General features: G+C 72.2%; 26 protein-coding genes. 11 read left to right on the top strand and 15 right to left on the bottom strand.

Annotated elements, in window-relative coordinates:
- Positions 1-32: 32 nt before the first annotated feature.
- Positions 33-686 (bottom strand): snapalysin, encoded by a 654-nt coding sequence (gene snpA, locus IE140_RS01315; RefSeq protein WP_150194811.1) that lies wholly within the window; start codon positions 684-686, stop codon positions 33-35.
- Between the two features lie 259 nt (positions 687-945).
- Between snpA and IE140_RS01310 the strand changes: the two genes are divergently transcribed.
- From IE140_RS01310 to IE140_RS01290, 5 genes are all read left to right on the top strand, one after another.
- Positions 946-1,899, top strand: coding sequence for a LysR family transcriptional regulator (locus IE140_RS01310; RefSeq protein ID WP_093442937.1), 954 nt, complete (start codon positions 946-948; stop codon positions 1,897-1,899).
- Between the two features lie 100 nt (positions 1,900-1,999).
- Positions 2,000-2,998, top strand: a complete 999-nt coding sequence (locus IE140_RS01305) for an NAD-dependent epimerase/dehydratase family protein (protein WP_229826662.1) — start codon at positions 2,000-2,002, stop codon at positions 2,996-2,998.
- Between the two features lie 164 nt (positions 2,999-3,162).
- Positions 3,163-4,809, top strand: a complete 1,647-nt coding sequence (locus tag IE140_RS01300) for a choice-of-anchor A family protein (RefSeq protein ID WP_229826661.1) — start codon at positions 3,163-3,165, stop codon at positions 4,807-4,809.
- Between the two features lie 33 nt (positions 4,810-4,842).
- Entirely contained in the window at positions 4,843-5,202 is a 360-nt protein-coding gene (locus IE140_RS01295; RefSeq protein ID WP_150198405.1) for a DUF952 domain-containing protein, read from the top strand.
- Complete coding sequence (locus tag IE140_RS01290) at positions 5,199-6,080, top strand: SDR family oxidoreductase (RefSeq protein WP_150198403.1); 882 nt, start codon at positions 5,199-5,201, stop codon at positions 6,078-6,080. Before IE140_RS01295 ends, IE140_RS01290 begins: the two co-directional genes overlap by 4 nt.
- A 16-nt stretch (positions 6,081-6,096) precedes the next feature.
- Here IE140_RS01290 and IE140_RS01285 read toward each other — a convergent pair whose 3' ends face one another.
- From IE140_RS01285 to IE140_RS01250, 8 genes are all read right to left on the bottom strand, one after another.
- Entirely contained in the window at positions 6,097-7,320 is a 1,224-nt protein-coding gene (locus IE140_RS01285) for a DUF1266 domain-containing protein (RefSeq protein ID WP_150198409.1), read from the bottom strand.
- A 5-nt stretch (positions 7,321-7,325) separates the two neighbouring features.
- Positions 7,326-8,507: a DUF1266 domain-containing protein gene (locus IE140_RS01280; protein ID WP_150198401.1), complete on the bottom strand. Its 1,182-nt coding sequence runs from the start codon at positions 8,505-8,507 to the stop codon at positions 7,326-7,328.
- Between the two features lie 43 nt (positions 8,508-8,550).
- The gene (locus tag IE140_RS01275) at positions 8,551-9,225 is read right to left on the bottom strand and encodes a response regulator (RefSeq protein ID WP_150198399.1); all 675 of its coding nucleotides are present in this window, start codon (positions 9,223-9,225) and stop codon (positions 8,551-8,553) included.
- A complete protein-coding gene (locus IE140_RS01270; protein WP_189459989.1) occupies positions 9,222-10,541 on the bottom strand; it encodes a sensor histidine kinase in 1,320 nt (439 codons plus the stop codon). The genes IE140_RS01275 and IE140_RS01270 overlap by 4 nt, the downstream gene beginning before the upstream one ends.
- 28 nt (positions 10,542-10,569) lie before the next feature.
- On the bottom strand, positions 10,570-11,730 hold the full coding sequence (locus tag IE140_RS01265) for an acyltransferase family protein (RefSeq protein ID WP_150194691.1): 1,161 nt from the start codon (positions 11,728-11,730) through the stop codon (positions 10,570-10,572).
- On the bottom strand, positions 11,727-12,692 hold the full coding sequence (locus IE140_RS01260; protein WP_150194689.1) for an alpha/beta hydrolase: 966 nt from the start codon (positions 12,690-12,692) through the stop codon (positions 11,727-11,729). The genes IE140_RS01265 and IE140_RS01260 overlap by 4 nt, the downstream gene beginning before the upstream one ends.
- 200 nt (positions 12,693-12,892) lie before the next feature.
- Complete coding sequence (locus IE140_RS01255) at positions 12,893-13,765, bottom strand: alpha/beta fold hydrolase (protein ID WP_150194687.1); 873 nt, start codon at positions 13,763-13,765, stop codon at positions 12,893-12,895.
- 136 nt (positions 13,766-13,901) lie between these two features.
- The gene (locus tag IE140_RS01250; protein WP_093440255.1) at positions 13,902-14,591 is read right to left on the bottom strand and encodes a TetR/AcrR family transcriptional regulator; all 690 of its coding nucleotides are present in this window, start codon (positions 14,589-14,591) and stop codon (positions 13,902-13,904) included.
- Between the two features lie 128 nt (positions 14,592-14,719).
- On the opposite strand from IE140_RS01250, the gene IE140_RS01245 reads away from it, so the two are divergent.
- On the top strand, positions 14,720-15,838 hold the full coding sequence (locus IE140_RS01245; RefSeq protein ID WP_150194685.1) for a serine hydrolase domain-containing protein: 1,119 nt from the start codon (positions 14,720-14,722) through the stop codon (positions 15,836-15,838).
- Positions 15,839-15,911: 73 nt separating this feature from the next.
- Here IE140_RS01245 and IE140_RS01240 read toward each other — a convergent pair whose 3' ends face one another.
- Positions 15,912-16,325: a MerR family transcriptional regulator gene (locus tag IE140_RS01240; RefSeq protein WP_189459987.1), complete on the bottom strand. Its 414-nt coding sequence runs from the start codon at positions 16,323-16,325 to the stop codon at positions 15,912-15,914.
- Between the two features lie 432 nt (positions 16,326-16,757).
- Between IE140_RS01240 and IE140_RS01235 the strand changes: the two genes are divergently transcribed.
- Positions 16,758-18,248 (top strand): SulP family inorganic anion transporter, encoded by a 1,491-nt coding sequence (locus tag IE140_RS01235; protein ID WP_150194696.1) that lies wholly within the window; start codon positions 16,758-16,760, stop codon positions 18,246-18,248.
- A 198-nt stretch (positions 18,249-18,446) separates the two neighbouring features.
- Here IE140_RS01235 and sodN read toward each other — a convergent pair whose 3' ends face one another.
- On the bottom strand, positions 18,447-18,842 hold the full coding sequence (sodN, locus tag IE140_RS01230; RefSeq protein WP_003966342.1) for a superoxide dismutase, Ni: 396 nt from the start codon (positions 18,840-18,842) through the stop codon (positions 18,447-18,449).
- Between the two features lie 191 nt (positions 18,843-19,033).
- On the opposite strand from sodN, the gene sodX reads away from it, so the two are divergent.
- Positions 19,034-19,462 carry a nickel-type superoxide dismutase maturation protease gene (sodX, locus tag IE140_RS01225; RefSeq protein ID WP_093440284.1) on the top strand — a complete coding sequence of 143 codons (429 nt, stop codon included), beginning with the start codon at positions 19,034-19,036 and terminating at the stop codon, positions 19,460-19,462.
- Here sodX and IE140_RS01220 read toward each other — a convergent pair.
- Entirely contained in the window at positions 19,375-19,995 is a 621-nt protein-coding gene (locus IE140_RS01220) for a CGNR zinc finger domain-containing protein (protein WP_093440268.1), read from the bottom strand. The two genes, sodX and IE140_RS01220, sit on opposite strands and share 88 nt — an antisense overlap.
- A 100-nt stretch (positions 19,996-20,095) precedes the next feature.
- Between IE140_RS01220 and IE140_RS01215 the strand changes: the two genes are divergently transcribed.
- From IE140_RS01215 to IE140_RS01205, 3 genes are all read left to right on the top strand, one after another.
- Complete coding sequence (locus IE140_RS01215) at positions 20,096-20,857, top strand: class I SAM-dependent methyltransferase (protein WP_150194683.1); 762 nt, start codon at positions 20,096-20,098, stop codon at positions 20,855-20,857.
- Between the two features lie 197 nt (positions 20,858-21,054).
- Positions 21,055-21,543 carry a SigE family RNA polymerase sigma factor gene (locus tag IE140_RS01210; RefSeq protein ID WP_150194681.1) on the top strand — a complete coding sequence of 163 codons (489 nt, stop codon included), beginning with the start codon at positions 21,055-21,057 and terminating at the stop codon, positions 21,541-21,543.
- Positions 21,540-22,322 (top strand): hypothetical protein, encoded by a 783-nt coding sequence (locus tag IE140_RS01205; protein ID WP_150194679.1) that lies wholly within the window; start codon positions 21,540-21,542, stop codon positions 22,320-22,322. The genes IE140_RS01210 and IE140_RS01205 overlap by 4 nt, the downstream gene beginning before the upstream one ends.
- 109 nt (positions 22,323-22,431) lie before the next feature.
- Here the strand turns inward: IE140_RS01205 and IE140_RS01200 are convergent, their stop codons facing one another.
- Genes IE140_RS01200 through IE140_RS01190 form a run of 3 tightly spaced genes read right to left on the bottom strand, consistent with a single transcriptional unit; the run spans position 22,432 to position 25,152 of the window.
- A complete protein-coding gene (locus IE140_RS01200; RefSeq protein WP_030715429.1) occupies positions 22,432-23,196 on the bottom strand; it encodes an amino acid ABC transporter ATP-binding protein in 765 nt (254 codons plus the stop codon).
- On the bottom strand, positions 23,193-24,161 hold the full coding sequence (locus IE140_RS01195) for an amino acid ABC transporter permease (protein WP_093440275.1): 969 nt from the start codon (positions 24,159-24,161) through the stop codon (positions 23,193-23,195). Before IE140_RS01195 ends, IE140_RS01200 begins: the two co-directional genes overlap by 4 nt.
- Positions 24,162-24,189: 28 nt before the next feature.
- Complete coding sequence (locus IE140_RS01190; RefSeq protein ID WP_032778892.1) at positions 24,190-25,152, bottom strand: ABC transporter substrate-binding protein; 963 nt, start codon at positions 25,150-25,152, stop codon at positions 24,190-24,192.
- Positions 25,153-25,350: the final 198 nt, after the last annotated feature.

Genomic DNA, 25,350 nt, shown 5'->3' with positions numbered 1-25,350 from the left:
AACGGGGTGTGCGAAGCGGTGCCGCGTACGGGTCAGGAGGTCGCGGCGGCGAACCCGTAGCGCCACAGCTGGTTGACCCGGGCCCGCTCGTTGGCGTCCGGCTGGGCGTTGGTGCAGGACGGGCCGGGGCCGCCGCCCGACATCAGCTGGCTGCACGGGCCCGAGTAGGTGTCCGGGAGGCCGAGGACGTGCCCGGTCTCGTGGGTGGTGACGCGAGTCGAGTTGTACTGCTGGTTCTGCCGGTAGTCCAGGAAGATGTAGCCGCGGCCGTGCCCGTCCGTGCTCGCGTAGGAGCCCCGGGAGTCGTTGCCCTCGTAGTACCGGAAGTCCGCGTTGGAGCCCTCCTGGAGGCGGACGTTGGAGACCGCGCTGTTCCAGATCTGGGTGCTGCGGGCTATCTGGGTGCGGAAGCTCGGAGCGCTGGACGCGTTGTAGGTGACGGTGACCGCCAGCGCTCCCGGGTTGGCCGCCCGCTTCTTGGCGACCGACTTCATGACCGCGTCGTAGAACGCCTGGTTGGCCGCTGCGTTCTCGCTCGACCCGGTGTAGGCGGCGATGGTCGTGGCGGTGGACGTCGTGGGCGTGGCGGGGGCCGGAGCGGCGGTCACGGCGGGTGCGGCGCCGAGCGTCGCCACGAGGCCGAGACCGGCGACTGCGGAGGCGAGAACGGTCCTGAGGTGTCTCATGGGGGGTCTCCTACGGATCCGATGAACCCACGCCGTGGGGGTGCCCTGGGTGCGGGCCCGGCGTGGGGGCGGTACGGGGAGAGTGTGGTGGAGCGCACGGGCGTCGCGGATGATGTCAAACGGGGATAGGGGCGCCCTATCCCCGGTGGCCGGATCCGGGCCGGCACCCGTCCTGTTGGTCAACAGCCGGTGAAATAAGCTCGTTTGTTGTGGTCTCGGCGTCTGGCGTGCGACCGGCGGCGGTCATAGTCTCCGCTGCATGGAGCTGGAGGTGAGACACCTCAGGGCGCTGTGCGCCATCGCCGACGCGGGCAGTCTGCACCAGGCGGCCCGCCGCCTCGGCGTGAGCCAGCCCTCCCTGACCACTCAGCTGCAACGGATCGAGAACGTTCTCGGTGCCGAGCTGTTCCTCCGCGAACGGACCGGCTGCCGCCCGACCTCCCTGGGGCGCGCCGTCCTGAGCCGGGCCCGGCCCCTCGTCGACGGCATGAGCGACCTGGTCACCGCGGCCCTGGCGGAGGCCGAGGCCGCCCGGCCCCGCGGCTCCCGGCTGCGCATCGGCTCCACCGCGAGCCGGGTCATCGGTGGCTGGCTGCGCCGGCTGCGGGTCGCCCTGCCCGGCACCGACATCTCCCTGCGGGTCGATGTCTCCGCCCACGCGCTGCTGCGTTCGGTCGCGGCGGGCCGCCTGGACGTCGCCTTCGTGCACGAGGTGGAGGGCTGCCCGCTCACCTTGCCGGAGGGGCTGGAGCAGCGCGTACTCGTGGACCGGGAACCGCAGTTCATCTCCCTCTCCCGGGACCACCCGGCCGCCCGCCGCCGCGTGGTGGAGCTCGGCGATCTGGCGGGCGACCCCTGGATGGTCGATCCGACGGTGGACGGCGAGTGGGACGGGGTGCGCCGGGTGCTCGGCGCCGCCGGACTGAACCCGCCGGTCCTGCACGGCGACTACCTCACCGCCGCCTCCCTCGTCGTGCTCGGCGAGGCGGTCGCCCCCTGCCAGCCGACGTCGGGCCCGCGCGACGACATGGTGATCCGCCCGCTGCTGGGCGATCCGCTCGCCGTACGCCTCCTCCTGGTGTCCCGGCCCGGTACCGACACCGAGGTGGTGTACGCGCAGTTGGAGGACGCCTACCGGGACGCGGCACGACGGGCGAGCGGCTACCACGAGTGGCTGCTGCGCCACCGTTCCCCGCTGGCCCGTACGTCCTGACCCGCACGGTTCCCCCGGCCCGTCGGCCGGCGAGAGTTCCCGGTTCTGCTGACAGCGTGCCCGGGTTCCGCCACCGCCCGCCGGTGGGCAGAGTCGTTCCATGAGGCTTCTGATGCTGGGCGGTACGGAGTTCGTCGGACGGGCCGTCACCGACGCGGCGCTGGAGCGGGGCTGGGATGTCACGGTGTTCCACCGCGGCCGCCACGCGCCCCCGCCCGGCGTGAGCGCGCTGACCGGGGACCGGACCGCGGGCGAGCGGGGGCTCGCGGCGCTGGCGGAGAGCGGGCGGGGCTGGGACCTGGTCGTCGACACCTGGAGCGGTGCCCCGGCCGCCGTCCGGGACGCCGCCCGTCTGCTGTCCGGCCGGGCGGGGCACTTCAGTTACGTCTCCAGCCGTTCGGTGTACGCCCACCCGGCCGCCCCCGGACTCGACGAGAACGGCCCGCTGGTGACCGGCGCCTCGCCCGACGACGGCGGCGACGTGCCGTACGACCGGGCCAAGCGCGGCGGCGAGCTGGCCGCCCTCGACGCCTTCGGGGACCGGGCCCTGCTGGCGCGGGCCGGGCTGATCATCGGCCCCGGCGAGAACATCGGCAGGCTTCCCTGGTGGCTGTCGCGGATCGACCGCGGCGGACCCGTGATCGCCCCCGGCCGGCCCGATGTGGAGCTCCAGTACATCGACGCCCGGGACCTGGCGGTATGGATCCTGGACGCGGCGGCGGACGGGCTGCACGGCGCGTACAACACCGTCAGCCGCCCCGGCCACGCGACCATGGGTGAGCTGCTGGAGGCCTGTGTGCGGACCACCGGCTCCGACGCCGAGCTGCGCTGGACCGATCCGGAGGTCCTGCTGGCCGCCGGGGCCGAGCCCTGGAGCGACCTGCCGATCTGGCTGCCGCCGGGCGAGCTGTACGACACGCTCCACCGGGGCGACCACACCAAGGCGCACGCGGCGGGGCTGCGCTGCCGCCCGGTGGAGGAGACCGTCGCGGACACCTGGACCTGGCTGCGCGCGCTCGGCGGCACCGCCCCCCGGCGCCCCGACCGCCCGGCCGTCGGCCTCGACCCCGAACTGGAGGCGAAGCTGCTGGCGTCCTGACGGCTGCCGGTGGCCCGGCGCCCCGGTGGTCTGACACCTCGGCACTCCGACACGCCGCTCCTGTGCGCGTGTCGCCCGAAGAAACCACCCATAGGCCTACGCAACAGGGCAAGAGCGGCGTGTCATACAAAACGACAAAGTGATGACCATGCATATTGCGCGGCATGGAACAGAAGGCGCGCAGGCGCGGCAACGCAATCCGGGCAGCAGTGACAGTGGCCACGGCCGCGGCGATGGTGGGCGTGCTGGCCCCGGCCGCGGGGGCCGATCCGCTGCCGGGCGGACTGGGACCCTGCCTCGGCAGCTCCTGCCCGCCCAGCTGGAACGACCCCAACAACGGTCCGGTCGTCGGCTTCGACAGCAACATCAACGTCTTCGTCGGCGGGGACTTCCTGGTCCGCGAGGCGGCGGCCGAGGCGGAGGGCAAGGTCGTCACGCTCGGCGAGTTCGACATGAACAAGCGGGCGGGGGTCTCTCAGGTCTACAACGTCGGTATCGCGGGCGTCGGTTCGCGGGTGCCGCCGCCGGACGGCTCCGACTATCTGACGACGGGCGGGGACGTCACCATCGCCGACGGTCAGCGACTCCTCGCGGAGGAGGGTGAGCACTCCGGCCGCGTCGCGTACGCGGGGGAGCTCACGGGCACGGTGAGCCCGGCCACCGCTCCGCGCTTCGACGAGGACGCGGCCGCCCCGTTCACCGAGCTGCGCCCGCAGCTCACCGAGGCCAGTCAGTGCTACGCGTACGACGGCGACGAGCACCGGGAAGCGACGGGCACGTGGCAGCAGGTCGGTGACGTCATGACGTTCACCGGCGACGGCACGTCCGCGATCCAGATCTTCGACGTGGACGTGGACCTGGAGTCGGAGGCGGGCGGCAACACGGGGTTCGTGTTCAACGGGATCCCCGCGGGCGCGACCGTCCTGGTCAACGTGTACGGCAGCACGCGCAGCGTCGCCACGTTCATGGGCTCGTTCCCCAACGAGGGCCTCCGCGAGAACCTGCTGTGGAACTTCCCGGACGCCACCGATCTGTCGCTGACGGGCCCGGCCCAGTTCGAGGGCAGCGTGCTGGTCGGCCAGCCGACGAGCAGCACCGTCCTCAGCATGAGCGGCACCAACGGCCGCTTCTACACGGCGGGTTCGCTCACCCACACCTCGCAGGGCCAGTCGGGCGGCCAGGAGATCCACGCGTACCCGTTCGACGGGGACCTGCCGTCCTGCACCCCCGACCCGACGCCGACGCCCACGGACCCCACGCCGACGCCCACGGATCCCACGCCGACGCCGACGGACCCGACGCCGACGCCGACGCCGACGGATCCCACGCCGACGCCGACGGATCCCACGCCGACGCCGACGGACCCGACGCCGACGCCGACGCCGACGGATCCCACGCCGACGCCGACGGACCCGACGCCGACGCCGACGGATCCCACTCCGACCCCGACGGACCCGACTCCGACGCCGACGCCCACGGATCCGACGCCCACGCCGACAGACCCGACTCCGACGCCCACGGATCCCACGCCCACGCCGACGGATCCCACCCCAACCCCCACCGATCCCACCCCGACGCCCACCGAGCCGACGCCGACCCCCACCGACCCGACCCCGTCTCCCACCGACCCGACCCCGACCCCCACCCACCACACGCCGCGCCCCACGCACTCGCCGAGCCATCCGGGTGAGCTGCCCGACACCGGCTCCCGGGGCGGCGAATGGATCATCGGGTCCATCGCGGCAGCACTGGTGGCCGCCGGCGGTACGGTCCTCGTGGCCACGCGCAGGGCTCGTCGCCGCACCTTCTGACCGGCGCGAAGCAGCGCCCGCTAGCGTGGTTCGATGACCGAACCGCTGCTGCACCTCGCCGAAGCACCTCTGTGGGAGGCGGCCCGCGGGACAGGGACGTACGAGATGTCCACCCGCGGCCGCACCCTCCAGCAGGAGGGTTTCATCCATCTCTCGCTGCCCCACCAACTCCCCGGTGTGGCACGGATGCTGTACGGGGCCGACGACCGGGACCTCGTGGTCCTGGTCGTCGACCCCGGCCGCCTCGCCGATCCCGTCCGGTACGAGGCGATGAAGCCCGGCGGCGAGGAGTTCCCGCACCTGTACGGACCGCTCCCCGTGGGCGCCGTCGTCGAGGTGCGGCGCCTTGCCGACTGGCACCCCGACCGACGAGAGGAAGACGAACCCCAGTGATCGGCCCCCTCACCGCGGTGACCGGAGCGAGCGGAGCGGTCGGTGGCAGGGTCGCCCGACGGCTGGCCCGCACCGGCGTCCCCGTACGGCTCCTCGGCCGCGACCCCGCCCGGCTGCCCGACGTGCCCGGCGCCGACCATGCGCCCGCCGCCCCCTACGGCGACGGGGAGGCCATGCGCCGCGCCCTCGACGGAGCCCACACCCTGTTCCTGGTCTCCGCCCACGAGAGCCCGCACCGGGTCCGCGAGCACACCACCGCCATCGACGCCGCCGTGGCGGTGGGGGTGGAGCGGATCGTGTACGTCTCCTTCCAAGGAGCCGCGCCCGACGCCACGTTCACGTTCGCCCGTGACCACTGGGACACCGAGGCCCATATCCGTACCGCCGAGATCCGCCACACCTTCCTGCGGGACAACTGGTACCTCGCGGGGCTGCCCGCGATGACCGGGACCGACGGCGTCCTGCGCGGACCCGGCGGCGACGGGCGGGTGGCAGCCGTCGCCCACGAGGACATCGCCGACGCGGCGGCGGCCGTCCTGCTGGACGAGGGCACGGACCACGACGGCCGGGTCTACGACCTCACCGGACCCGAGGCGTTCACCCTCGCCGAGGCGGCCGACGAACTGAGCCGGGTCACCGGGCGGCCCGTCGTCTACGTCCCCGAGACCCGGGAGGAGGCCTACGCCTCCCGGGCCGGCTACGGGGCCGAGGAATGGGAGGTGGCCGGCTGGGTCACCTCCTACGAGGCCATCGCGGGCGGCGAACTGGCCGCCGTCTCCGACGCGGTGCCCACGCTCACCGGACGCCCGGCGCAGAGCTTCGCCCAGTTCCTGGTGGAGAACCCGGACAGCTACCGCCATCTGCTCCCCGGCGGCTGACCGGGGGACCCCCGTGTCAGCGCCACGGGATGTGGCGCCACGGACTGCCCTCGCTCTCCGTCAGCAGGCGGTGGGCGAGGACGTTCTGTTCGTAGAACGGCCCGTACTCCTCGTCGTCGAACCGCAGCACCCGCCCCAGCGCGTACCCGGCGGAGAACTCCTCCCACGAGCGGTACGCCGACTTGCTCAGCGCCCCGGCGTACACGATCGCCGCCTCGGCGTCGGCCGGACCGCAGAACCGCGCCGACAACCCCCAGCGCGCCAGGTTCACCGCCCGCCCGTAGTCGTACGCGACCGTCGTGCGCACCCGGCCGTCCGGCGGCAGCAGCCCGTCCGCGCGGAACCGGGCCTCGTAGCGCATGATCCGGCGCACCAGGTCCTCGATGCCCTTGACCTTGCTCGCGTCGGCCCCGAGGTCCTGGGCGTGACCGGCGGCGGTCTCCCGCCACAGGTCGGCCGAGGGCAGCTCGCCGATGGCCGCCGCCAGCTGTTCGCGGGCGCGCAGCGCGAAGTCCGGTTCCGGCGGGCTGTTGGTCGCGTCCAGCAGGAAGTCCAGCTGCCGGCGCCATCCCTCGTGGCCGGTGATGCCCCAGGAGTCGCGGAGCTGTTCGCGCTCGTCGACGTACTCGCGGTAGACGGTGCCGACCTCGTTCCACGGCACGGCGTTCCCGATCGCCAGATGCACCCCGCAGGCCAGCCCGTAGGCCAGCGGCCCGTGCAGCGCGCCGTGCCGCAGCGCGACGAGCCGGTTGCCGGACGCCCGGTCGTTCTCCGCGTACGCCCGCTGCCACAGCGCCAGGTCGGGAGGGGCGGTGGGCAGCAGCAGCTGACCGGGCGTTCCCACGTTCACACCCAGCCACACCTGCGGATCACTCCAGCCGAACTCGGCGATCCACCGCAGCGAGACCCCGCGGAAGACCCAGTCCGGGTGCCACGCGGGCAGCATGCCCCGGGTGAGGAGCGGCCGGCAGACGAAGCCCGCCGGGTCGACGTGCCGTCGCCACATCACGGTGTCCGGATCGGCGTCCACCTCGGCGCGCGGGGCCGGGATGTACAGCTCGGTCCCGGCCAGCGCGGCCAGTTGACCCCGTACGTCGCCGCGCAGGGCGGCCTCGTGGAGGAGCTGCTCCGTCTCGGACGGCGGGACCCAGGGGGCGGGGGCCCGGGGCGAGGAGGCGGGCGCTCCCGGGGGCAGCTGAGCGGCGTGAGGGCCCGGGATCGGGTTCGGGTTCGGGTTCATGAGGTTCACGACCAGGGGAGGTTCCGGTACGGGCCGGCGGGATCCTGGGTCAGGGTGCGGTGCTCGGCGAGCGACTGCTGGTACGTGGCCTCCGCCGCCTCCGGGCCGTCGTCCTCCGCGCGGTGGACCAGGCGGGCCATGAGGTAGCCGAGGGAGAAGTCCGGCCAGGAGGAGTAGGCGCTCCGGGCGAGTTCGCCGAGGCGCAGGACGTCCTGCTCGGCCTCGTACGGATCGGTGTACCGGGTGCCGAGCGCGAGCCGTACGACGTTGACCGCCCGGCCGAGGTCGAAGGCGGCCAGCGTGTCGACGCGGCCGTCCGGGGCGAGCGCGCCGTCCGCCCGGAGCTTGTCCTCGTACAGGGCGATGTGGTGCAGCGACCGCTCCGCCAGCGCCCGGTCGCCGGCGTCACGCGCGGTGAACGCCCGGCCCACCGCCTCGGCCCACTCCTCGCGCGCCGGTGTCCGCCCCGTCCGGACGGCCAGGGTGTGCCGGGTGCGCAGGACGGCTTCCTGGACGCGCCCGACCAGCTGGTTCTTCATCAGTGACGCGAGGCGGTCGCGGTACTCGGCGCGGTGCTGGATGCCCCACGGGCGGCGCAGCCGGGCCCGGTCGGCCGCGTAGTCCTCGTAGGCGGCGCCCAGCCGGTTCCAGATCAGGCCGTTGGTGACGGCCAAGTGGGCGCCGAGCGCCAGTCCGTGGGCGAGCGGGCCGTGCAGGGGGCCGCCGCTGTCGGTGAGCAGCACCCCACCCTCCGGCCCGCCGAGGCGTTCGGCGGCCTTCAGCCAGGCCTTGAGGCGCCCGGGCCGGGCGTCGACCATCGCCGCGTACGGGGTGCCGTGGTTCACGGCCAGCCGCCGCACGTCGTACGGCCAGGTCCGGGCCAGTTCGCCGAGGCCCACCTCGCGGAAGACCCACTCGGGGTGCCAGGGCGGCAGCATCCCCTGGGTCAGGACCGGGACGCAGGTCCGCCGGGTGGCCTCGTCACGGATCGTGGGCAGCGGGGCCGTCCAGCCGGGGATGTCCGCGTGCAGCCGGGCGACGAGCACGTACAGCCGGGTCCGCGCGAGCAGCTCCACCACGGCGTCGGCGCTCCCGGCCCCGACGGCGGTGGACAGCGCGCGCTCGATCTCCGTGGGCGGCGGCACCGTACCGACGGCCCCTGTTCCTGCCCTGTTCCCCGTTGTCACGGAGCCGATCCTACGAAACGGGCCCCGCGCCCGGCCCGGGTGGTCAGAGCCCGCCCGGACGCACCAGCCCCGACTCGTACGCGAACACCGCCGCCTGGGTCCGGTCGCGGAGCCCCAACTTGACCAGGATGCGGCCCACATGGGTCTTCACCGTCTGCTCGGCGACGATCAGCTGCCGGGCGATCTCGGCGTTCGACAGGCCGCCCGCGACCAGCGTCAGCACCTCCGTCTCGCGCTCGGTCAGATCCCCGACCCGCTCCTTGAGCGGCGCGCGGGGCGCCCCGGCCGTCCGGGAGAACTCCACGATCAGCCGCTTGGTGATGTTGGGGGAGAGCAGCGCGTCGCCCGACGCCACGACCCGTACGGCATGGGCGAGTTCATCGGCGGAGGCGTCCTTGAGCAGGAAACCGGAGGCGCCCGCGCGCAGTGCCTCGTAGACGTACTCGTCGAGATCGAAGGTGGTCAGGACGAGCACCTTCACCGTCGAGCCCTCGGGAGAGGTGATCCGCCGGGTCGCCTCGATGCCGCCCAGCTCGGGCATCCGGATGTCCATCAGGACGACGTCCGGGGCGAGTTCGGCGACCTTGTCGATCGCGTCGAGCCCGTTGACGGCCTGGCCGACGACCTCGATGTCCGGCTCGGCGTTGAGCAGTACCGTGAAGCCCTGGCGGACCATCATCTGGTCGTCGGCGATCACGGCGCGGATGGGTGGGGTCATCGGGCTTCCTCGGTCGTCCGGGTTGTCTGCGTACTGGTGGGGAGGATCGCGGTGACTTCCCAGCCGCCCTCGGGAGTCGGCCCGGTGGCCAGCTCGCCACCGAGCATCGCCGCGCGCTCACGCATCCCGAGAAGCCCGTGGCGTACGCCGGGGGAGGGCGCGGCCACGCGGTCCGGCGGGGAGTTGACGACCTGAACGGTCAGTCCGGTGGGCCCGTGCCCGATCACCACCTCGGCGCTCGCCCCGGGCGCGTGGCGCATCACGTTGCTCAGGGCCTCCTGCACGATGCGGTACGCGGACAGCTCGACGCCGGGCGGGAGGGGGCGGGGTTCGCCGGTGGTGGACACGGTGACGGCGAGTCCGGCGGAGCGCACGGTGGCGACCAGCTCGCCCAGCCGGTCGAGACCGGGCTGCGGAGCATGCCGCGTACTCTGCACGGGCGCGTCCTCGGAACGCAGGACACCCAGCACCCGGCGCAGTTCGGCGAGGGCTTCGAGCGCGTTCTGGCGGATGCCGGTCAGATTCTCCCGCAGCTCGTCGGTGGGGTGCTCCACCAGATGCGGGGCGACCTGGGCCTGGATGGAGATCACCGACATGTGGTGGGCGACCACGTCGTGCAGCTCCCGGGCGATCCGGTTGCGCTCCTCCAGTAGGGCGCGCCGGGCCCGCTCCTCGGCGGTCAACTCGGCCTGGACGACGAGGTCCTTACGGGCGAGGCGCAGGCTGCGCAACGCCGCGCCGAGGACCAGGGCGACGACGAACACCGGTGCGGAGCGGTCCAGGTCGAGGTTGTGCCGCTGGGTCTGGTGCAGCGTGAGGGCCATGCCCGCCAGCAGTGTGAGGGCCAGCGCCCCCGTCGCACGGCGCAGCGGGACGCGCAGTGCCAGCAGGAACAGCGCCCCGCCCTGGAACACCATCCCCATGATGCTCCAGGGGAACAGCCGGTCCGGGCTCATGACCGGCTCGGTGACCAGGACCGTGGTCACCGAGAGCGCGGTCGCCGCCCACCAGGCCCCGACCGGGCGGATCATCCCGGCGACCAGCACCGCGGACTGCGCCAGGGCGGCCAGCACGGCCCACCCGCTGACTCCGTTGCTCGCGTCCGTGACCAGCTCGTTGGTACGGGGCACCGCGAAGCAGGCGGCCGCGATGATCAGCAGCACCAGCAACGACGGCCGCCACGCCGGCGCGTCCGGCTCGCCCATGCGGGGCACCCGGTCGGCGGGCGCCGCCCACAACTCCTCGTACAGCGCACGCGGCGCGCGGCGCACCGCCGCCCGCAGACGCACCGCCCTCGAGGACGTCACGGCCCTCACCGCCCCCTCGGCTCGACCAGCCCACAGACTAGGCACGACGCGCCCGCCCCTTCCGCTCGGGTGCGGATTCCCGTACGACGAGGGAGCCCCCGCCGCCGCGCCGCCCGCCCTGCTCGTAACTCCGGAACACCGCCCAGCACCCCAGCAGCGCCAGGGCGAACACCGGCAGCCAGAGCAACCGGGCGACCACCCAGCCCGCCCCGTCGGGCACGGTGTGCAGCCCCGGCAGCGGGCCGTCCGCGAGCAGCAGCGCGGTCGTCGTCACGACGATCATCGCGGTCTGGTGCCAGAGGAACACGGTCATCGCCGCCAGATTGACCACCGCCACCACCGCCCACGCGGTCGGCCCGCGCAGCGGCCCGAGCAGCAGCAGCGCCGCCCCGCACTGGGCCAGGCCGAAGGCGACGGCGGCCAGGCTCGGCGGGTCCAGATTGGACATCCGGCCGCCCGGAACGCCGACCATGGAGGCCGGATACCCCGCCCACAGCACGAGGGCGGCGGCCGCCGTCGCCCCGCCGAGCAGCAGCGCCCAGCGGCTCGTCCGGCCGCGCAGCCCGCCCCGGGCCACCAGCGCCCCCAGGCAGTAGGGCACCAGCCACCCCGCGACGACGTTGATCCGCCCCAGCTCGTGCGGACCGCCGAGACCGAGGCGTACGAGGTCGACGTGCAGCACCACCACGAGCGGCCACAGCGGGTGCAGCCGGGCCACCAGCGGAGTCAGCGCGGTCAGCACGGCGAAGACCAGCAGGAACCACAGCGGGGACCAGACCAGCTTGCCCAGCGCCCGGACGGTGGACTCGCCCACCCCGGCCGCCAGCATCGCCGCGGCCGCGAGCGTCCACACCACCAGCACCGCCGCCAACGGCCGGAACAGCCGCGCCAGACGGCCGCCCACCCACCGCCCGTACGGCACACCGCGCTTCCGTGCCGAGGCCCAACTCCCCGCCGCCACCATCCCGCCCACCAGGAAGAACACCGCGAGCGTCTGGAAGAGCCAGGAGACGGGGGTGAGGTGCGGCATGGCGGTCAGCGGGCTCGCCCCGCGCACCGTGCCGCTGTCGGCCACGAGCGCGGTGACCAGCCAGTGTCCGCCCACCACGCCGAGGATCGCCAGGGCCCGCAGGGCGTCGACGGCCCGGTCGCGGCCGGGCGGGGTGGCGGCCTCGATCCGCGCGACGAGCCCGGTCATCGGGAGGCCCCCAGCGGTTCGGCACCGGCCACGATCCGGGCCAGGTTCGTCAGCGAACGCGAACCGCGCAGCAGATAGTCGCTGTGGCCGCCGTCGCCCGCGTCGAACACCTCGGCCCCGAACTCCTCCGCCACCGGATCGGTCCCGAACCCCACCGTGGCGACGAACGGAACCCGCACCCGGACATGGGGCACGCGGGCGATCCAGTCGTCACCGCCGCGCCCCGCCCACACCCGCGCCCCGGTGCGCAGCGAGCGGGCGTCCTCGCCCGCGACCCCGGGGCTGCCGTAGAGGACGAGGGCGTCGGCCGCCGTGCCGGGGGCGGACCGGGCGCAGATCACGGAGCCGTACGAGTGGCAGAGCAGGCTGATCCGGGCGACGGGGCGCACCGCGCGCACCTCGTCCACCAGAGCCCGCAGCCCCGGCGCGGCCTTGTCGGCGTGCCCGGTCGTCAGGGCGGCCGGGCTGATGGTGGCGGGGGAGCGGTAGCCCAGCCAGACGATGACGGCCCCGCCCCCGCCCAACTCCCGGTGCAGCGCCCGGGCGTCACGCCGCAGCCGCCAGTAAGCATCCAGCCCGACTCCGGCTCCCGGCACCAAGACCGCGATCCGCCGGGCCGAGGACAGCTCGCCCACGACCTCCACGCTCCGGCCGCCGTCCCGCCCGTCGAAGGACAGGAACTGCCGCCCCGCCGCGGCCATCCCCCGCAGCGAGTCCGCCCGCTTCAGGTCCCCGTGCGCCTCCGCCGCCCGTCCGGCCGCCCGGATGTCGCTCCGGCTGACCGCGTACCGCTCCTCCAGCGCCGCCGGGCTCGCGTCCCGCAGCGGCCCGGTCACGGTCGGCGCGGGGGCGGGCACGGCCTCGGGCCGGGCCGCTCCGGACACCGGCACGGCCACCGCGAAGGTGACGAGGGCGGCGAGCAGGGCGCGGCGCAGACGGGGTCTGCGCGGGCGGTCGGGCATGGGGTGAGGTCCTTCCGTACCAGGGGCAATGCGTGCTTCCGGTACAGAAGTTATGAACGGGAGCCGGTAGTCGGCGTCCCGCTGAGGAGTGCACCTGCGGGGTGGCTCTCAGGTATGACGTGGGGAATGGGGCACGGGGGCAGCGGCGGGTGGTGTCACGGCGTCAGCTTCCGGCGGTCCGCACGGGGCGTGGCACGGCGTCAGCTCCGCCCCGTGTGGTCCAGGATCGCGGCGGCGAGCGGGGCGTGGACCTCGCGGGGCAGGGCGTGGCCCATGCCGGGGATCTCGACGAGCCGGGCGCCGCGGATCACTTGGGCGAGGTGCTCGGCGTGCGGGGCCGGCGCGACCGGTTCGGCGGGGGCGGAGGTGATCAGCGTGGGCACCTCGGTGACGGCGAGCTGCTCGGTGCGCTCCATACCGGAGTAGTCGGCGCGGGCGTGCGCGGTGCCGGTGTGGTGGTGGCCGGTGTGCGCGATGATCCGGCGTTCCAGTTCGCGGGCGTACGCGGCGTCGAACGGGATCAGGTCGCCGCCGAGCACCCGCCAGTGCTCGACGCGCCGCTCCAGCTCCGCCTCCGGGCCCCGGTCCTCGACGGGCCGCGACCACAGCTCCATCAGTTCCGGGGAGACGCCTGGCAGCTCCTCGGGCGGGATGCGGTGGCCGTCCGGCGCGACATACGGCGTGGAGCTGAGCGCGTTCGTCCCGATGACGGTGGCGCTGAGTAGCCGCTCGGGGTGGTCGGCGACGAGCAGCTGCGTGAGCATGCCGCCCATCGACATCCCCGCCACATGCGCGCGCTCCACATCGAACGCGTCCAGCACGGCGACGGCGTCCTCGGCCAACGCGGTGAGCGGATAGGGCTGTTCGTCGAAGGAGGCGGTGGATCGGCCGGTGTCCCGGTGGTCGTACCGGATCACCCGGTGCTGTACGGCCAGCAGCTCGACCAGCTCATCGGGCCAGCCGAGCCCGGACGCCTGCGCACCCATGACCAGCAGCAGGACGGGCGCGTCCGGAGCACCCTGCTCCTCGGCCCAGAGGCGGACGCCGGGGGCGATGTCGACGAAGCGTTCCATGGTGGACCTCACTGTTCCGGCGGATGCCATGAATTAGACGAGACGTCTCGTCTCGTTGTGAGGTTAGCGCATCGCCCGGTGTGAGGCCAGTGGCGGTGCGGGCCGGTCGGGACCGAGCGTGGTGGTGGCTTCCGCCTCAGGCTGCCGGGCCGGGCTGTCCGGTGGACCGGCCGGTGCGTACCGCCGCCTCGATGTCGGCGAGCTGGGCGGCGAGGAGCTCTTCGAACGCGGCACCGCGATCCGCCCCGAGCGGGCGGACGTCGCGGGCGAAGTGGGCCAGGGCGGGGAAGCGCTCGGGGTCGGCGCCGAGCACGCTGACGCGGAACAGCTCCATGCCCTGTTCGTACTCCTCCGAAGTGATGGTGCTGACTCCGGCCTCGGAGGCGACCAGTGCGGCGATGAGGACCGCGAGCCGGTGGTAGCGCACCGGGATCTCCTCGTCGGGCAGCCCCGACATGCGCAGAGCCTGGAGTACCTCCTCGACGACCAGCCGGGAGCCGGCGCCGCCCGATGCGTACTGCCCCCAGACCGCTGCGAGTTGGGGCTGCCGGCCGAACGTGTCTCGCACGCGCAGGGCCAGGTCGGTGATGCGCTGCTTCCAGTCGCCCTCGGGGCGGTAGCCGTCCATCGAGGTCAGCAGGATCCGGTCGGCGACCGCACGCAGCAGTTCCGTCTTGCTGCGGAAGTGCCGGTAGAGGCTGGAGGAGTCGGTCCCGAGGGTCGCGGCGAGCTTGCGGACGCTGAACGACTCGCTGCCGCTCGTGCGCAGCAACTCCGCTGCCGCGTCCAGGATCTCCTCGGTCGACCAGCGCTTTCGACCTGCCATTTCGCCCCTCTCGTCGGGCTCAGCCTAACTCATGCACTCGGTGTGCGCGCGATATGCACTCGCTGTTGCACGCACTGCGTGCATAATGAGGACGTGGGCTCATCTCAGGCCGAGCGAAGGGACACGCCATGAAGGAAACGTTGGATTGTGCTGAGCTGGACGCAGCCATCGAGAACGTGCACCGCGCCGGGATACCCGGCCTGTTCGCCGAGGTCCGGGACGGCGAACAGGTCTGGCGGGGTGCCGCCGGGGTCGCCGACACCGTCACCGGGCGCCCCGTCACCGCGGACCTGCGGCACCGGGTCGGCAGTGTCACCAAGACCTTCACGGCCGCTGCGGTGCTTCAGCAGGTCGAAGCCGGCCGGATCGGTCTCGACGCGCCGATCGGCCGGTATCTCCCGGAGCTGGTGCCCGGAGGGCCCGGTGGCGCGATCACAGTCCGGATGCTGATCAACCACACGAGCGGACTCGCCGAGTACCTCCCGTACGCCTACCCCTCGTTCAAGGCGCTCCCCGTCGTCGCGGACACCGACCCGCGGAGCCTGGACGGCCACCGGTTCACCCGGTTCGACCCCGTCGAACTGATCGGGCTGGGGGTCACCGCGCCGGCCGGCGGCACTCCGGGCGGCGCTCCGGGGGTGTACTCCAACACCAACTACCTGCTCCTCGCCCAGCTCCTGGAGCAGGTGACCGGCACCACGGCCGAGCAGTGCATCACCCGGAACGTCATCGAGCGCGCCGGGCTCCGCGACACCGGGTTCCCTTCCGGACCGCGTGTCGACGGGGAGCACTCCCAGCTCTACGAGGCGTGGTTCGGCATGATCGATCCGCCGCGCGACTACAGCGTCTACGACATGTCCTTCGCGGGACCGGCAGGCTCCCTGATATCGACCGTCGCGGACCTCAACCGCTTCTACCGCCTGCTGCTGGCCGGAGAGATCGTCAGCCCGTCGTCGCTGGCGCAGATGCAACGGACCGGCCCGGTCATCTCCCAGGAGGGCAAGCCGATCGACTACGGCCTCGGCCTGTATCCCATGGAGGGCCCCGGCCAGGGCGTCTTCTGGGGCCACGGCGGCACGGTCTGGGGCGGCGGGACGCTGGCCATGATCCGTGCCGACGGCGAACGGCAGATGGCGGTCGCCGTGAACCTCCAGCGGTGGAACAGGCTCGACGCCTCCGGCGAGCCGCAACCCCACCCCATCGACGAGGCGCTCGCGACGCTCCACCGCGTGGCGATGTACGGCTGACGGCTGACCGGACGCGGAGCAGCCCTCGCCGCTTCGGCCCGCCTCCCCGGACTGGCCTCTGCGGAAGCCGTCGTCAGGCCGGGGAGGCGGGCGCGTTCCGTTCCACGCGGGCGCGCAGGGTGCCTTCGAAGTCCTCTGCGCGGGAGAGTTGGACGCGGAGGTTCTCGACCTGCTCTGCGGCTTCCTGCTGGTAGGCGCGGACGCGTTCCAGAAGTGTCTCGCGCTCGTCGGCTTCGAGGGCGGCGCCGGCGTCGAGGCGATCGGTGGCGTCGAGCAGGTCGCGCATCTGGTCCAGGGTGAAGCCGAGCGGCTTCATGCGGCGGATGACCATGAGGCGGGCGACATCGGTCTCGGTGTAGAGGCGGAAGCCGCCCCGGGAGCGGGCGGAGGGGGCGACGAGGCCGGTCTCCTCGTAGTGGCGGATGGTCCGCAGGGAGAGTTCGGTCCGTGCGGCGACCTCGCCGATCTGCATGTGCTTGCCGTCCACGTCCGTGACCCCTGGCCCTTCTCCTTCGGCGGCGGCCTCGGCCGGGTGGGCGACGCCGCCGATCTCTACCCTAACGTTAGGGTAGAGTTGTTGGTGGTGAGGGCGGCGTTCCGCAGCCCCGCCCTTGCCGTGTCGGGGTCGATGGTGGCCCCGGCGAAGTACCGATTCTTGCAGGAGAGAAGCGTGCGCGAGTCCATGACGCATGGTGCCGCCGCCTGCCCGCCGTGACGCTTCGTCTTCGGACGTGACCCTGGCCGCGTCGGCGGCTGTTCCCGGCACCGTCCCCATTTCGCCTTCCGGCGCCGTATGTCGCGGTGCCGCCCGCGGGGTTCCGGCCTGGCTTCTCCGCTCCCTCCCGCATGTCCCGGCCCGCCGAACGGGGCGGGCCCGAGCACGACAGGTTCCGCTCCCTTGTCTTCTGCCGCCCCTGCTCTGTCCTCGGCCGCGCGCCTGCGCGGTCTGAAGCCCGACTGGATCTCCGACCCGAAGGTCTGGCGTACGGAGGTCCTGGCCGGCCTGGTCGTCGCCCTCGCGCTGATTCCCGAGGCCATCTCGTTCTCGATCATCGCGGGTGTGGATCCGGCGATCGGCCTGTTCGCCTCCTTCACCATGGCTGTCGTCATCTCGGTCGTCGGCGGCCGGCGGGCGATGATCTCCGCCGCGACCGGTGCCGTCGCCCTGGTGATCGCGCCGCTGAACCGGGAGCACGGCTTCGGCTATCTCGTCGCCGCCGTCGTCCTCGCCGGTGTCTTCCAGGTCGTTCTGGGTGCGCTGGGCGTGGCGAAACTGATGAGGTTCATCCCGCGCTCGGTGATGGTCGGTTTCGTCAACTCCCTCGCCATCCTGATCTTCATGGCCCAGATCCCGGAGATGCGCGACGTCCCGTGGGCCGTCTATCCACTGATCGCTGCCGGTCTCGCGCTCATGGTGTTCTTCCCGAAGGTCACCACGGTGATTCCTGCGCCGCTGGTCTCCATCGTCATCCTCACCGTGATCACCGTCGGCGCGGCCATCGCGGTGCCGACCGTGGGCGACAAGGGTGAACTGCCGTCCTCCCTGCCCGTTCCGGGCCTGCCGGACGTTCCGTTCACGCTCGACACGCTGACGACGATCGCCCCGTACGCGTTCGCGATGGCGCTGGTCGGCCTGATGGAGTCGCTGATGACGGCCAAGCTGGTCGACGACATCACCGACACCCACTCCAACAAGACGCGCGAGTCCATCGGTCAGGGCATCGCCAACATCGTCACCGGCTTCTTCGGCGGCATGGGCGGCTGCGCCATGATCGGCCAGACGATGATCAACGTGAAGGTGTCCGGCGCCCGCACCCGCGTCTCGACCTTCCTCGCCGGCGCGTTCCTGATGGTGCTGTGCATCGTTTTCGGCTCAGTGGTCTCCGACATCCCCATGGCGGCCCTGGTCGCCGTGATGGTCATGGTGTCGTTCGCGACCTTCGACTGGCACTCCATCGCCCCGAAGACCCTCAAGCGGATGCCCGCCGGGGAGATCGCCGTCATGGTGATCACCGTCGCAGCGGTCGTGGCCACCCACAACCTCGCCATCGGCGTCGTCCTGGGGTCCATCACCGCCATGGTCGTCTTCGCCAAGCGGGTCGCCCACCTCGCCGAGGTCACCGCCGTGGTCGCCCCCGACGGCGAGACAGTGGTCTACCGGGTCACGGGCGAGCTGTTCTTCGCCTCCTCCAACGACCTGGTGGGGCAGTTCGACTACGCCACCGACCCGGACAGGGTGGTCATCGACCTGAGCTCGGCGCACATCTGGGACGCCTCCTCCGTCGCCGCCCTCGACGCGATCGAGACCAAGTACGCCCGGCGTGGCAAGACCGTGGAGATCACCGGGCTCAACACCCCGAGCGCCCGCCTGCACGGCAGGCTCAGCGGCGAACTGACCGCCGGTCACTGACCGGCCCCGTGGCCCACCCGACAGGACCCCGGCCCACGCGCCGGGACTCTCCGTCATGGCCCGATGCTGTCGAGAGGCCCGTGAAGAAGACCGCACCCGGCCCGCCTCGGCCGCCGTGCTCGGCGACCCGCGGACCGGGTGCGGACAGCCGGAGCGACGCGGCCCGCGGAACCGCGGGCAGGGCCACCCGGCCAGGGATCAGGCCTTCTTCGTCTCCCAGAAGATCCGGTCGACCTCGGCGATCAGGTCCAGCGCCTTCTGGCCCGTCTTCGGGTCGTTCGAGCCCTTGGCCGCGGAGAGCGCCTTCAGGGTGTCGTTGATGAGCTGGTGCAGCTCCGGGTACTTCTCGAAGTGCGGGGGCTTGAAGTAGTCGCTCCAGAGCACCGAGACGTGGTGCTTCGCGAGCTCGGCGCGCTGCTCCTTGATCAGGACGGCGCGGGTGCGGAAGTCCGCGTCCTCGTTGGCCTGGTACTTCTCCTGGACGGCCTTGACCGACTCGGCCTCGATGCGGGCCTGGGCCGGGTCGTACACGCCGCAGGGCAGGTCGCAGTGGGCGCTGACCTTCACCTTGGGGGCAAACAGGCGGGAAAGCATGGAGCTGTCCTCCTCGTGATCGTCTTCTCAGGTGGGACATTACTCCGTGGAGCGCCGCTTTCCGTGGCTGCCCCAGGGGCTTAGGTCAAAAGTCCGGTGTGAGAATCGGGCCGTCGGCCGAATGTACGGGGCGCTCCGCGGAAGGGCGTCGTACGGGACGGTGTACGGAGGAGGAGCGGGCGGTGGCGCAGATGCCGGAGCGGCGACAGGTGTCCGGGGGCAGGCGGGTGACGCGGCGTCCGTTGCGGGTGGTGGAGGTGACGGGGCCCTCGATGGTGCCCACGCTCTACCACGGCGATCTGCTGCTCGTGCAGTACGGCGTCCCCGTCCGCCCCGGTGACGTGGTCATCCTGCGGCACCCCTTCCAGCAGGACCTGCTGGTGGTGAAGCGGGCCGTCGAGCGGCGGCCCGGTGGGTGGTGGGTGCGGGGCGACAACACCTTCGCGGGCGGGGACAGCACGGATTACGGGGTCGTGCCCGAGGAGTTCGTGCTGGCCCGGGTACGGGCCCGCTACCGGCCCCTGGCGAAGGGTCAGCGGTCGGTGACGGCGGTGCTGGGCTGGGCGGCCTCCGCGCTGCGGCCGGTGCGCTCGGCCTCCTCGCGTTTGCGGGCGCGGTAGGCGGCCACGTTCGCCCGGGTCGCGCAGCGGTCCGAGCAGTAGCGCCTGGAGCGGTTGGTGGACGTGTCCAGGTAGGCGTTGCGGCAGGGGGCCGCCTCGCAGAGGCCGAGCCGGTCCACGCCGTGCCCGGTGAGGTGGAAGGCCAGGCCCATCGCCGCGATGGCCGCGTAGCCCGCGGTCGCGTTCGACGGGTGGTCCGCCAGGTGCATGTGCCAGTCCGGCCTGCCGTCCTCGTCCCGGAAGTCGTGCCCCGAGATCTGCGGGCTCACCGGGAACTCCAGCAGCAGCGAGTTCAGCAGGTCGACCGCCAGCGTCTCGTCGCCGTCGTCCGCCGCCTCGAAGACCGCGCGCAGCCGTGCCCGCACGGAACGGAACCGGGTCACGTCCGCCTCCGTCGCCCGCCGCGCCGCCTGCTGGCTGCCGCCGAACAGCTCCCGGACCGTCTCGACGGAGGTGAGCCTGTCCTTGTTGCGGGCCGGCTCCTCGGTGTTGACCAGGCGCACGGCGTAGTCCGAGTAAGAGGCCAGTTCCACTTGTAGTCCTTACGGCGTCGGTCTAGAGTCGGGGCATCGACAAGTGTAATGGTCGAAGTGCCCTCATGGGCATTACGGCGGGTATGACGTGGAGGCGGACGTGACGGAGACGGCTACGGGCACCGACTGGCAGTCCTGGCAGGAGAGCTGGGACCGGCAGCAGGAGTGGTACATGCCCGACCGCGAGGAGCGGTTCCGGGTGATGCTGGACATGGTCGAGGCGGTCGTCGGACCGGAACCGCGGGTGCTCGACCTCGCGTGCGGTACGGGAAGTATTACGGACCGGCTCCTCAAGCGGTTCCCGAACGCCACGAGTACCGGCGTCGATCTCGACCCCGCGCTGCTCACCATCGCCCGCGGCACCTTCGACGGCGACGACCGCGTCACCTTCGTCACCGCCGACCTCAAGGACCCGGACTGGACGGAGCGGCTGCCCCACACCTCGTACGACGCCGTCCTCACCGCCACCGCCCTGCACTGGCTGCACAGCGAGCCGCTCGCCACGCTGTACGGGCAGCTCGGCGGGCTCGTCCGGGACGGCGGGGTCTTCATGAACGCCGACCGCACGATCGACCCGGCCACCCCGCGGATCAACGCCGCCGAGCGCGCCCACCGGCACGCCGCGATGGACCGCGCCAAGGCCGCGGGCGCCCTGGACTGGGCCGAGTGGTGGGCCGTCGCCGCCAAGGACCCCGTCCTCGCCGCACCCACCGCCGAGCGGTTCGAGATCTACGGCGAGCACGCGGACGGTGACATGCCCTCCGCCGACTGGCACGCCCGTACGCTCGTCGCCTCCGGCTTCGGCGAGGCCCGCGCGGTCTGGGCGTCCCCCTCGGACAGCCTGGTCCTCGCGGTGAAGTAGCCGCCCGCGCGGGCCGCAGGGCGAGGAGAGGGGCGGCACGGGCTTCGGGCCCGTGCCGCCCCTTTTCCTTTCTCCGCCGCCACCCGCAACCTGCGCCGGGCCCCGGCGCACTGGAAGGGTGAGACGGTCCGCCTCCGCGGGCCGGAAAGCGGTGCGAGAAGGGGGCGGGGACTTGTCCGTTCCGGGGAGGGGCCGCCATGCGGGCCGATGACGACGAGGCGTTGCGCGCCTTCGTGGAGGGCAGACGCACCGCGCTGTTCCGCAGCGCCTATCTGCTCTGCGGCGACCGGCACGAGGCCGAGGACCTCGTCCAGAGCGCCCTGGTCAAGGTCGTCCTCGGCGGCCGGCGCCACGGGCGGCTCGACAACATCGAGGCGTACGCCCGCAAGACGCTGGTCAACACGTTCATCGCGAGCCGCCGGCGGTTCTGGCGGCGGGAGCGGGCCTACGGCGAACTGCCCGACCGCTCGGGGAACACGGCCGACGCGGACACCGGTCTGGTCGTCAGGGAGGCGCTCGCCCGGCTCACGGCCAGGCAGCGGGCGGTGCTGGTGCTCCGCTACTGGGAGGACCTGAGCGTGGAGGCCACGGCCGAGGCGCTCGGGATGCGGACGAACACGGTCAAGAGCCACACGGCTCGGGGCCTGGCGGCGCTGCGCGCCGGGATGGCGGAGGAACTGGTATGAACGACGTCCGTGAACTGCTCGGCCGCGCCGTCGAGGGGGCGGGGAAGCCCGAGTTCTCCGCCGGGGCCGTGTACGCGAAGGCCGCCCGGATCCGCAGGCGACGCCGGGCCGCCGCCTCAGCAGCCGTCCTCGCGGTGGTCGCCGCCGGGGCGTTCACCCTGCCCCGGGCGGGCGGCGACGAGGACCCGGTACACACCTCGGTGGCGACGGCCGGGCCGTCCCCGTCCGCCTCCGCGGACGACCGGGCCGGGCGGCTGGCCGCGCTGCTGCCGCCGGACGTGGGGGAGATCGAAGAGGTCTCGCTCCTCGCCCTCATCAGGGGGGCGACACCCGAACAGGCGCGGACCGCCCGTCTCGGACCGCTGGACGGGCAGTACGCGATCCGCAAGGACGGCGGCGTCGGCTATCTGGTGCTGACCCTGGAGGACCGGGAGACGGTGGAGCAGAAGACGGGCCGGCCGGCCGATCCGGACGAGGACCTCTGCGTCCGGGTGGGCCAGGAGCCGTCCCGTACCGACTGTGAACGCGAGCCGCTTCCGGACGGCCGGACGCTGACGACGTGGCGCGACACGATGGACGTCGGGGGCGACGACAGTGCCGACTGGGGGCCCGAACTGGCCGCCCGGCTCACGCAGTCGGACGGCTCGCAGTTCCTCGTACGCTCCAGCACCGGTTTCGAGGGCTCCGGCACCCAGGGGCCGCTGCTGTCGGAGCCCCCGCTTACCCGGCAGCAGCTGAAGAAGCTGCTCACCGGTCCGGAGGTGCTGCCGAAGAGCTGAGGGCGCGGGCGCGCACGCGGGGGAGTGCGGCGGGCGCGGCCCGACGCGCGGGAGGGCGGTGCGGACCGTGGACCGCACCGCCCTCCCGTATGCGACGGGGGCTCGCCCCTTACAGCACCTTCGACAGGAACGACTTCGTCCGGTCGTGCTGCGGGTTGGTCAGCACCTCGCGCGGGTGGCCCGACTCGACCACCACACCGTCGTCCATGAAGACCAGCGCGTCGCCCACCTCGCGGGCGAAGCCCATCTCGTGCGTGACGACGATCATCGTCATGCCGTCCTCGGCGAGGCCCCGCATGACGTCCAGGACGTCACCGACCAGCTCCGGGTCGAGCGCGGAGGTCGGCTCGTCGAAGAGCATCAGCTTCGGCTCCATCGCCAGCGCGCGGGCGATGGCGACGCGCTGCTGCTGGCCGCCGGAGAGCTGCGAGGGGTAGTTCTTCGCCTTGTCGGCGAGGCCCACCCGGTCCAGCAGCTTCTCGGCGCGGGCCCGGGCCACGGCCTTGGCCTCGCCCTTGACCTGGATCGGCGCCTCCATGACGTTCTCCAGCGCCGTCATGTGCGGGAACAGGTTGAAGCGCTGGAAGACCATGCCGATGTCACGGCGCTGCAGGGCGACCTCGCTGTCCTTCAGCTCGTAGAGCTTGTCGCCCTTCTGCCGGTAGCCGACCAGCTCGCCGTCGACCGAGAGCCGGCCGGCGTTGATCTTCTCCAGGTGGTTGATGCACCGCAGGAAGGTCGACTTGCCGGAGCCGGACGGGCCGATCAGGCAAAACACCTCACGCGGGGCGACCTCCAGGTCGATGCCCTTGAGGATGTGGGCGGCACCGAAGGACTTGTGGACGCCCTCGGCCTTCACCATGGGGGTGGTCATGCGGAGACACCTCCGGAGGGCCGGTTGCTGAACGCGGCGAGGTTGACCTTGACGCGCTGCCACGGGGTGAGCGGCAGCGAACGCAGCGAGCCGCGGGCGAAACGGCGCTCCAGGTAGTACTGGCCGACGCTGAACACACTGGTCATCACGATGTACCAGATGGACGCGACGAACAGCATCTCCATCACCGCGTACGACGTGGAGCCGATCTGCGAGGTGGAGCGGAGCAGTTCGTTGTACGTGACCGCGTAGACGAGCGACGAGGTCTTCAGCATGTTGATGAACTCGTTGCCGGTCGGCGGGATGATCACCCGCAGCGCCTGCGGGAGGACCACGCGGCGCATGGTCTTCGCCTGGGTCATGCCCAGCGCGTGCGAGGCCTCGGTCTGGCCCTCGTCGACGGACTGGATGCCGGCGCGGCAGATCTCCGCCATGTAGGCGGCCTCGTTCAGGGCGAGCCCCAGCAGGGCGCACATGAACGGGGTCATGACGTCCGTCATCTCGTCCTTGTAGATGAACGGGATGTTCAGGACCGGGAAGATCAGCGCCAGGTTGAACCAGAGCAGCAGCTGTACGTAGACCGGGGTGCCGCGGAAGAACCAGATGTACAGCCAGGCCACCCAGCTGGTGACCGGGTTCTTCGACAGCCGCATCACGGCGAGCACGACGCCGAGGATCACGCCGAGCACCATCGCGAGGACGCTGATCAGCAGGGTGCGGCCCGCACCGGCGACGACGTTCTTGTCGAACAGCTTGTCGCCGACGGCCTGCCACTGGATGTTGCCCTGCGAGAAGGCATATCCGAGGGCGACGAGGAGGCCGATGACCACGACGCCGCTGATCCAACGGCCGACGTGGCGGACGGGAATGGCCTTGATGTTCTCCGGGGCCGTGGTGGCGGCCTTGGAGACGGACACCTGGCCGGCCGGTGCGGCGGCCGGTGTCTTGTCGAACTTGTCAGTCATCGTGACTGCCCTTCAGTGGAGCGTCCGGTCACTTGCCGCCGTTGATGGCGGCCTTGTCGATCGCTCCCGTACCGGCGCCCCACTTGTCGAGGACCTTCTGGTACGAACCGTCGGCGATGATCGCGTCGACGGCCTCCTTCAGGGCGTCCCGGAGGCCGGTGTTGCCCTTCTTGACGGCGATGCCGAACGGACCGGCGTCGACCTGCTCGCCCACGACCTCGAACGCGTTGCCGCCGTCGGCCTTGCGGGCCAGGTCGACCGCGACCGGGTAGTCGTTGACGCCGGCGACCGCACCGCCGGACTTCACGCGGGTCTGGGCCTCGGTGTCGTTCTCGAACGGCTCGATCGTGATGGCCTTCTCGCCGCCGTCCGTACAGGCCTTCGACTGCTTCTTGAGGGCCTCCTCGTACGTGGTGCCGCGCTGCACCGCCGCGCGCTTCCCGCACAGGTCCTCGATGGACTTGATGTTCTGCGGGTTGCCCTTCTTGGTGTAGACGGCGGTGCCCGCGAGGAAGTAGTCGACGAAGTCGACGCCCGGACCCAGCTTCTTGCCGGCGTCGTCCAGGCCCTCCTGGCGCTGCTTGTTGTCCGTGATCGACGACATCGCGATGTCGTGGCGGCCGGAGTTCAGGGCGGTGATGAGGCCGTCGAAGGAACCCGAGGTGAACTCGAACTTCACGCCGAGCTGCTTGCCGAGCGCGGCGGCCAGATCGGGGTCGACACCCACGATCTTCCCGTTCTCCACGGACTCCATCGGGGCGTATTCGGCATTCGTGCCGACCTTGATCACACCGGACTTCTGGTACTTCTCCGGCAGCTTCGAGAAGAGCGGAGCGCCGCTCTTGGTCTCCTTGCCGCTGCCGCTCTCCTGGGAGGCGCTGTCGGTCTGGTCGCCACAGGCGGTGAGGAGCAGTGTGCCGGCGACCGCGATGGCGCCGACCGCCGCGATCCGGGCCCTGGCGGTCGTACGACGCGTGGTGCTTGCGGTCATGTCGGGATCCTCCGGCAGGTGAGGGTGAGGTGCTGGTGGGGCGGCTTGGCACGCACCTTCGAGTGTCGCCACCTCGTGTGAACGGCATCCTGCCATTCGGACTGGCCCATTCAGGGGTCCTGCCATGTCAAAATCGGATAACGGGCGACCCCCGAACATCAACGGCCGGTACCTCGGGGCCGGACCTTCTTTGGGGAT

The sequence above is a fragment of the Streptomyces parvus genome (assembly GCF_014648875.1).
Classification (GTDB): Bacteria; Actinomycetota; Actinomycetes; order Streptomycetales; family Streptomycetaceae; genus Streptomyces; species Streptomyces parvus.
The sequence above is the reverse complement of the archived record's forward strand: the minus strand, read 5'-3'. Positions and strand labels throughout refer to the sequence as shown.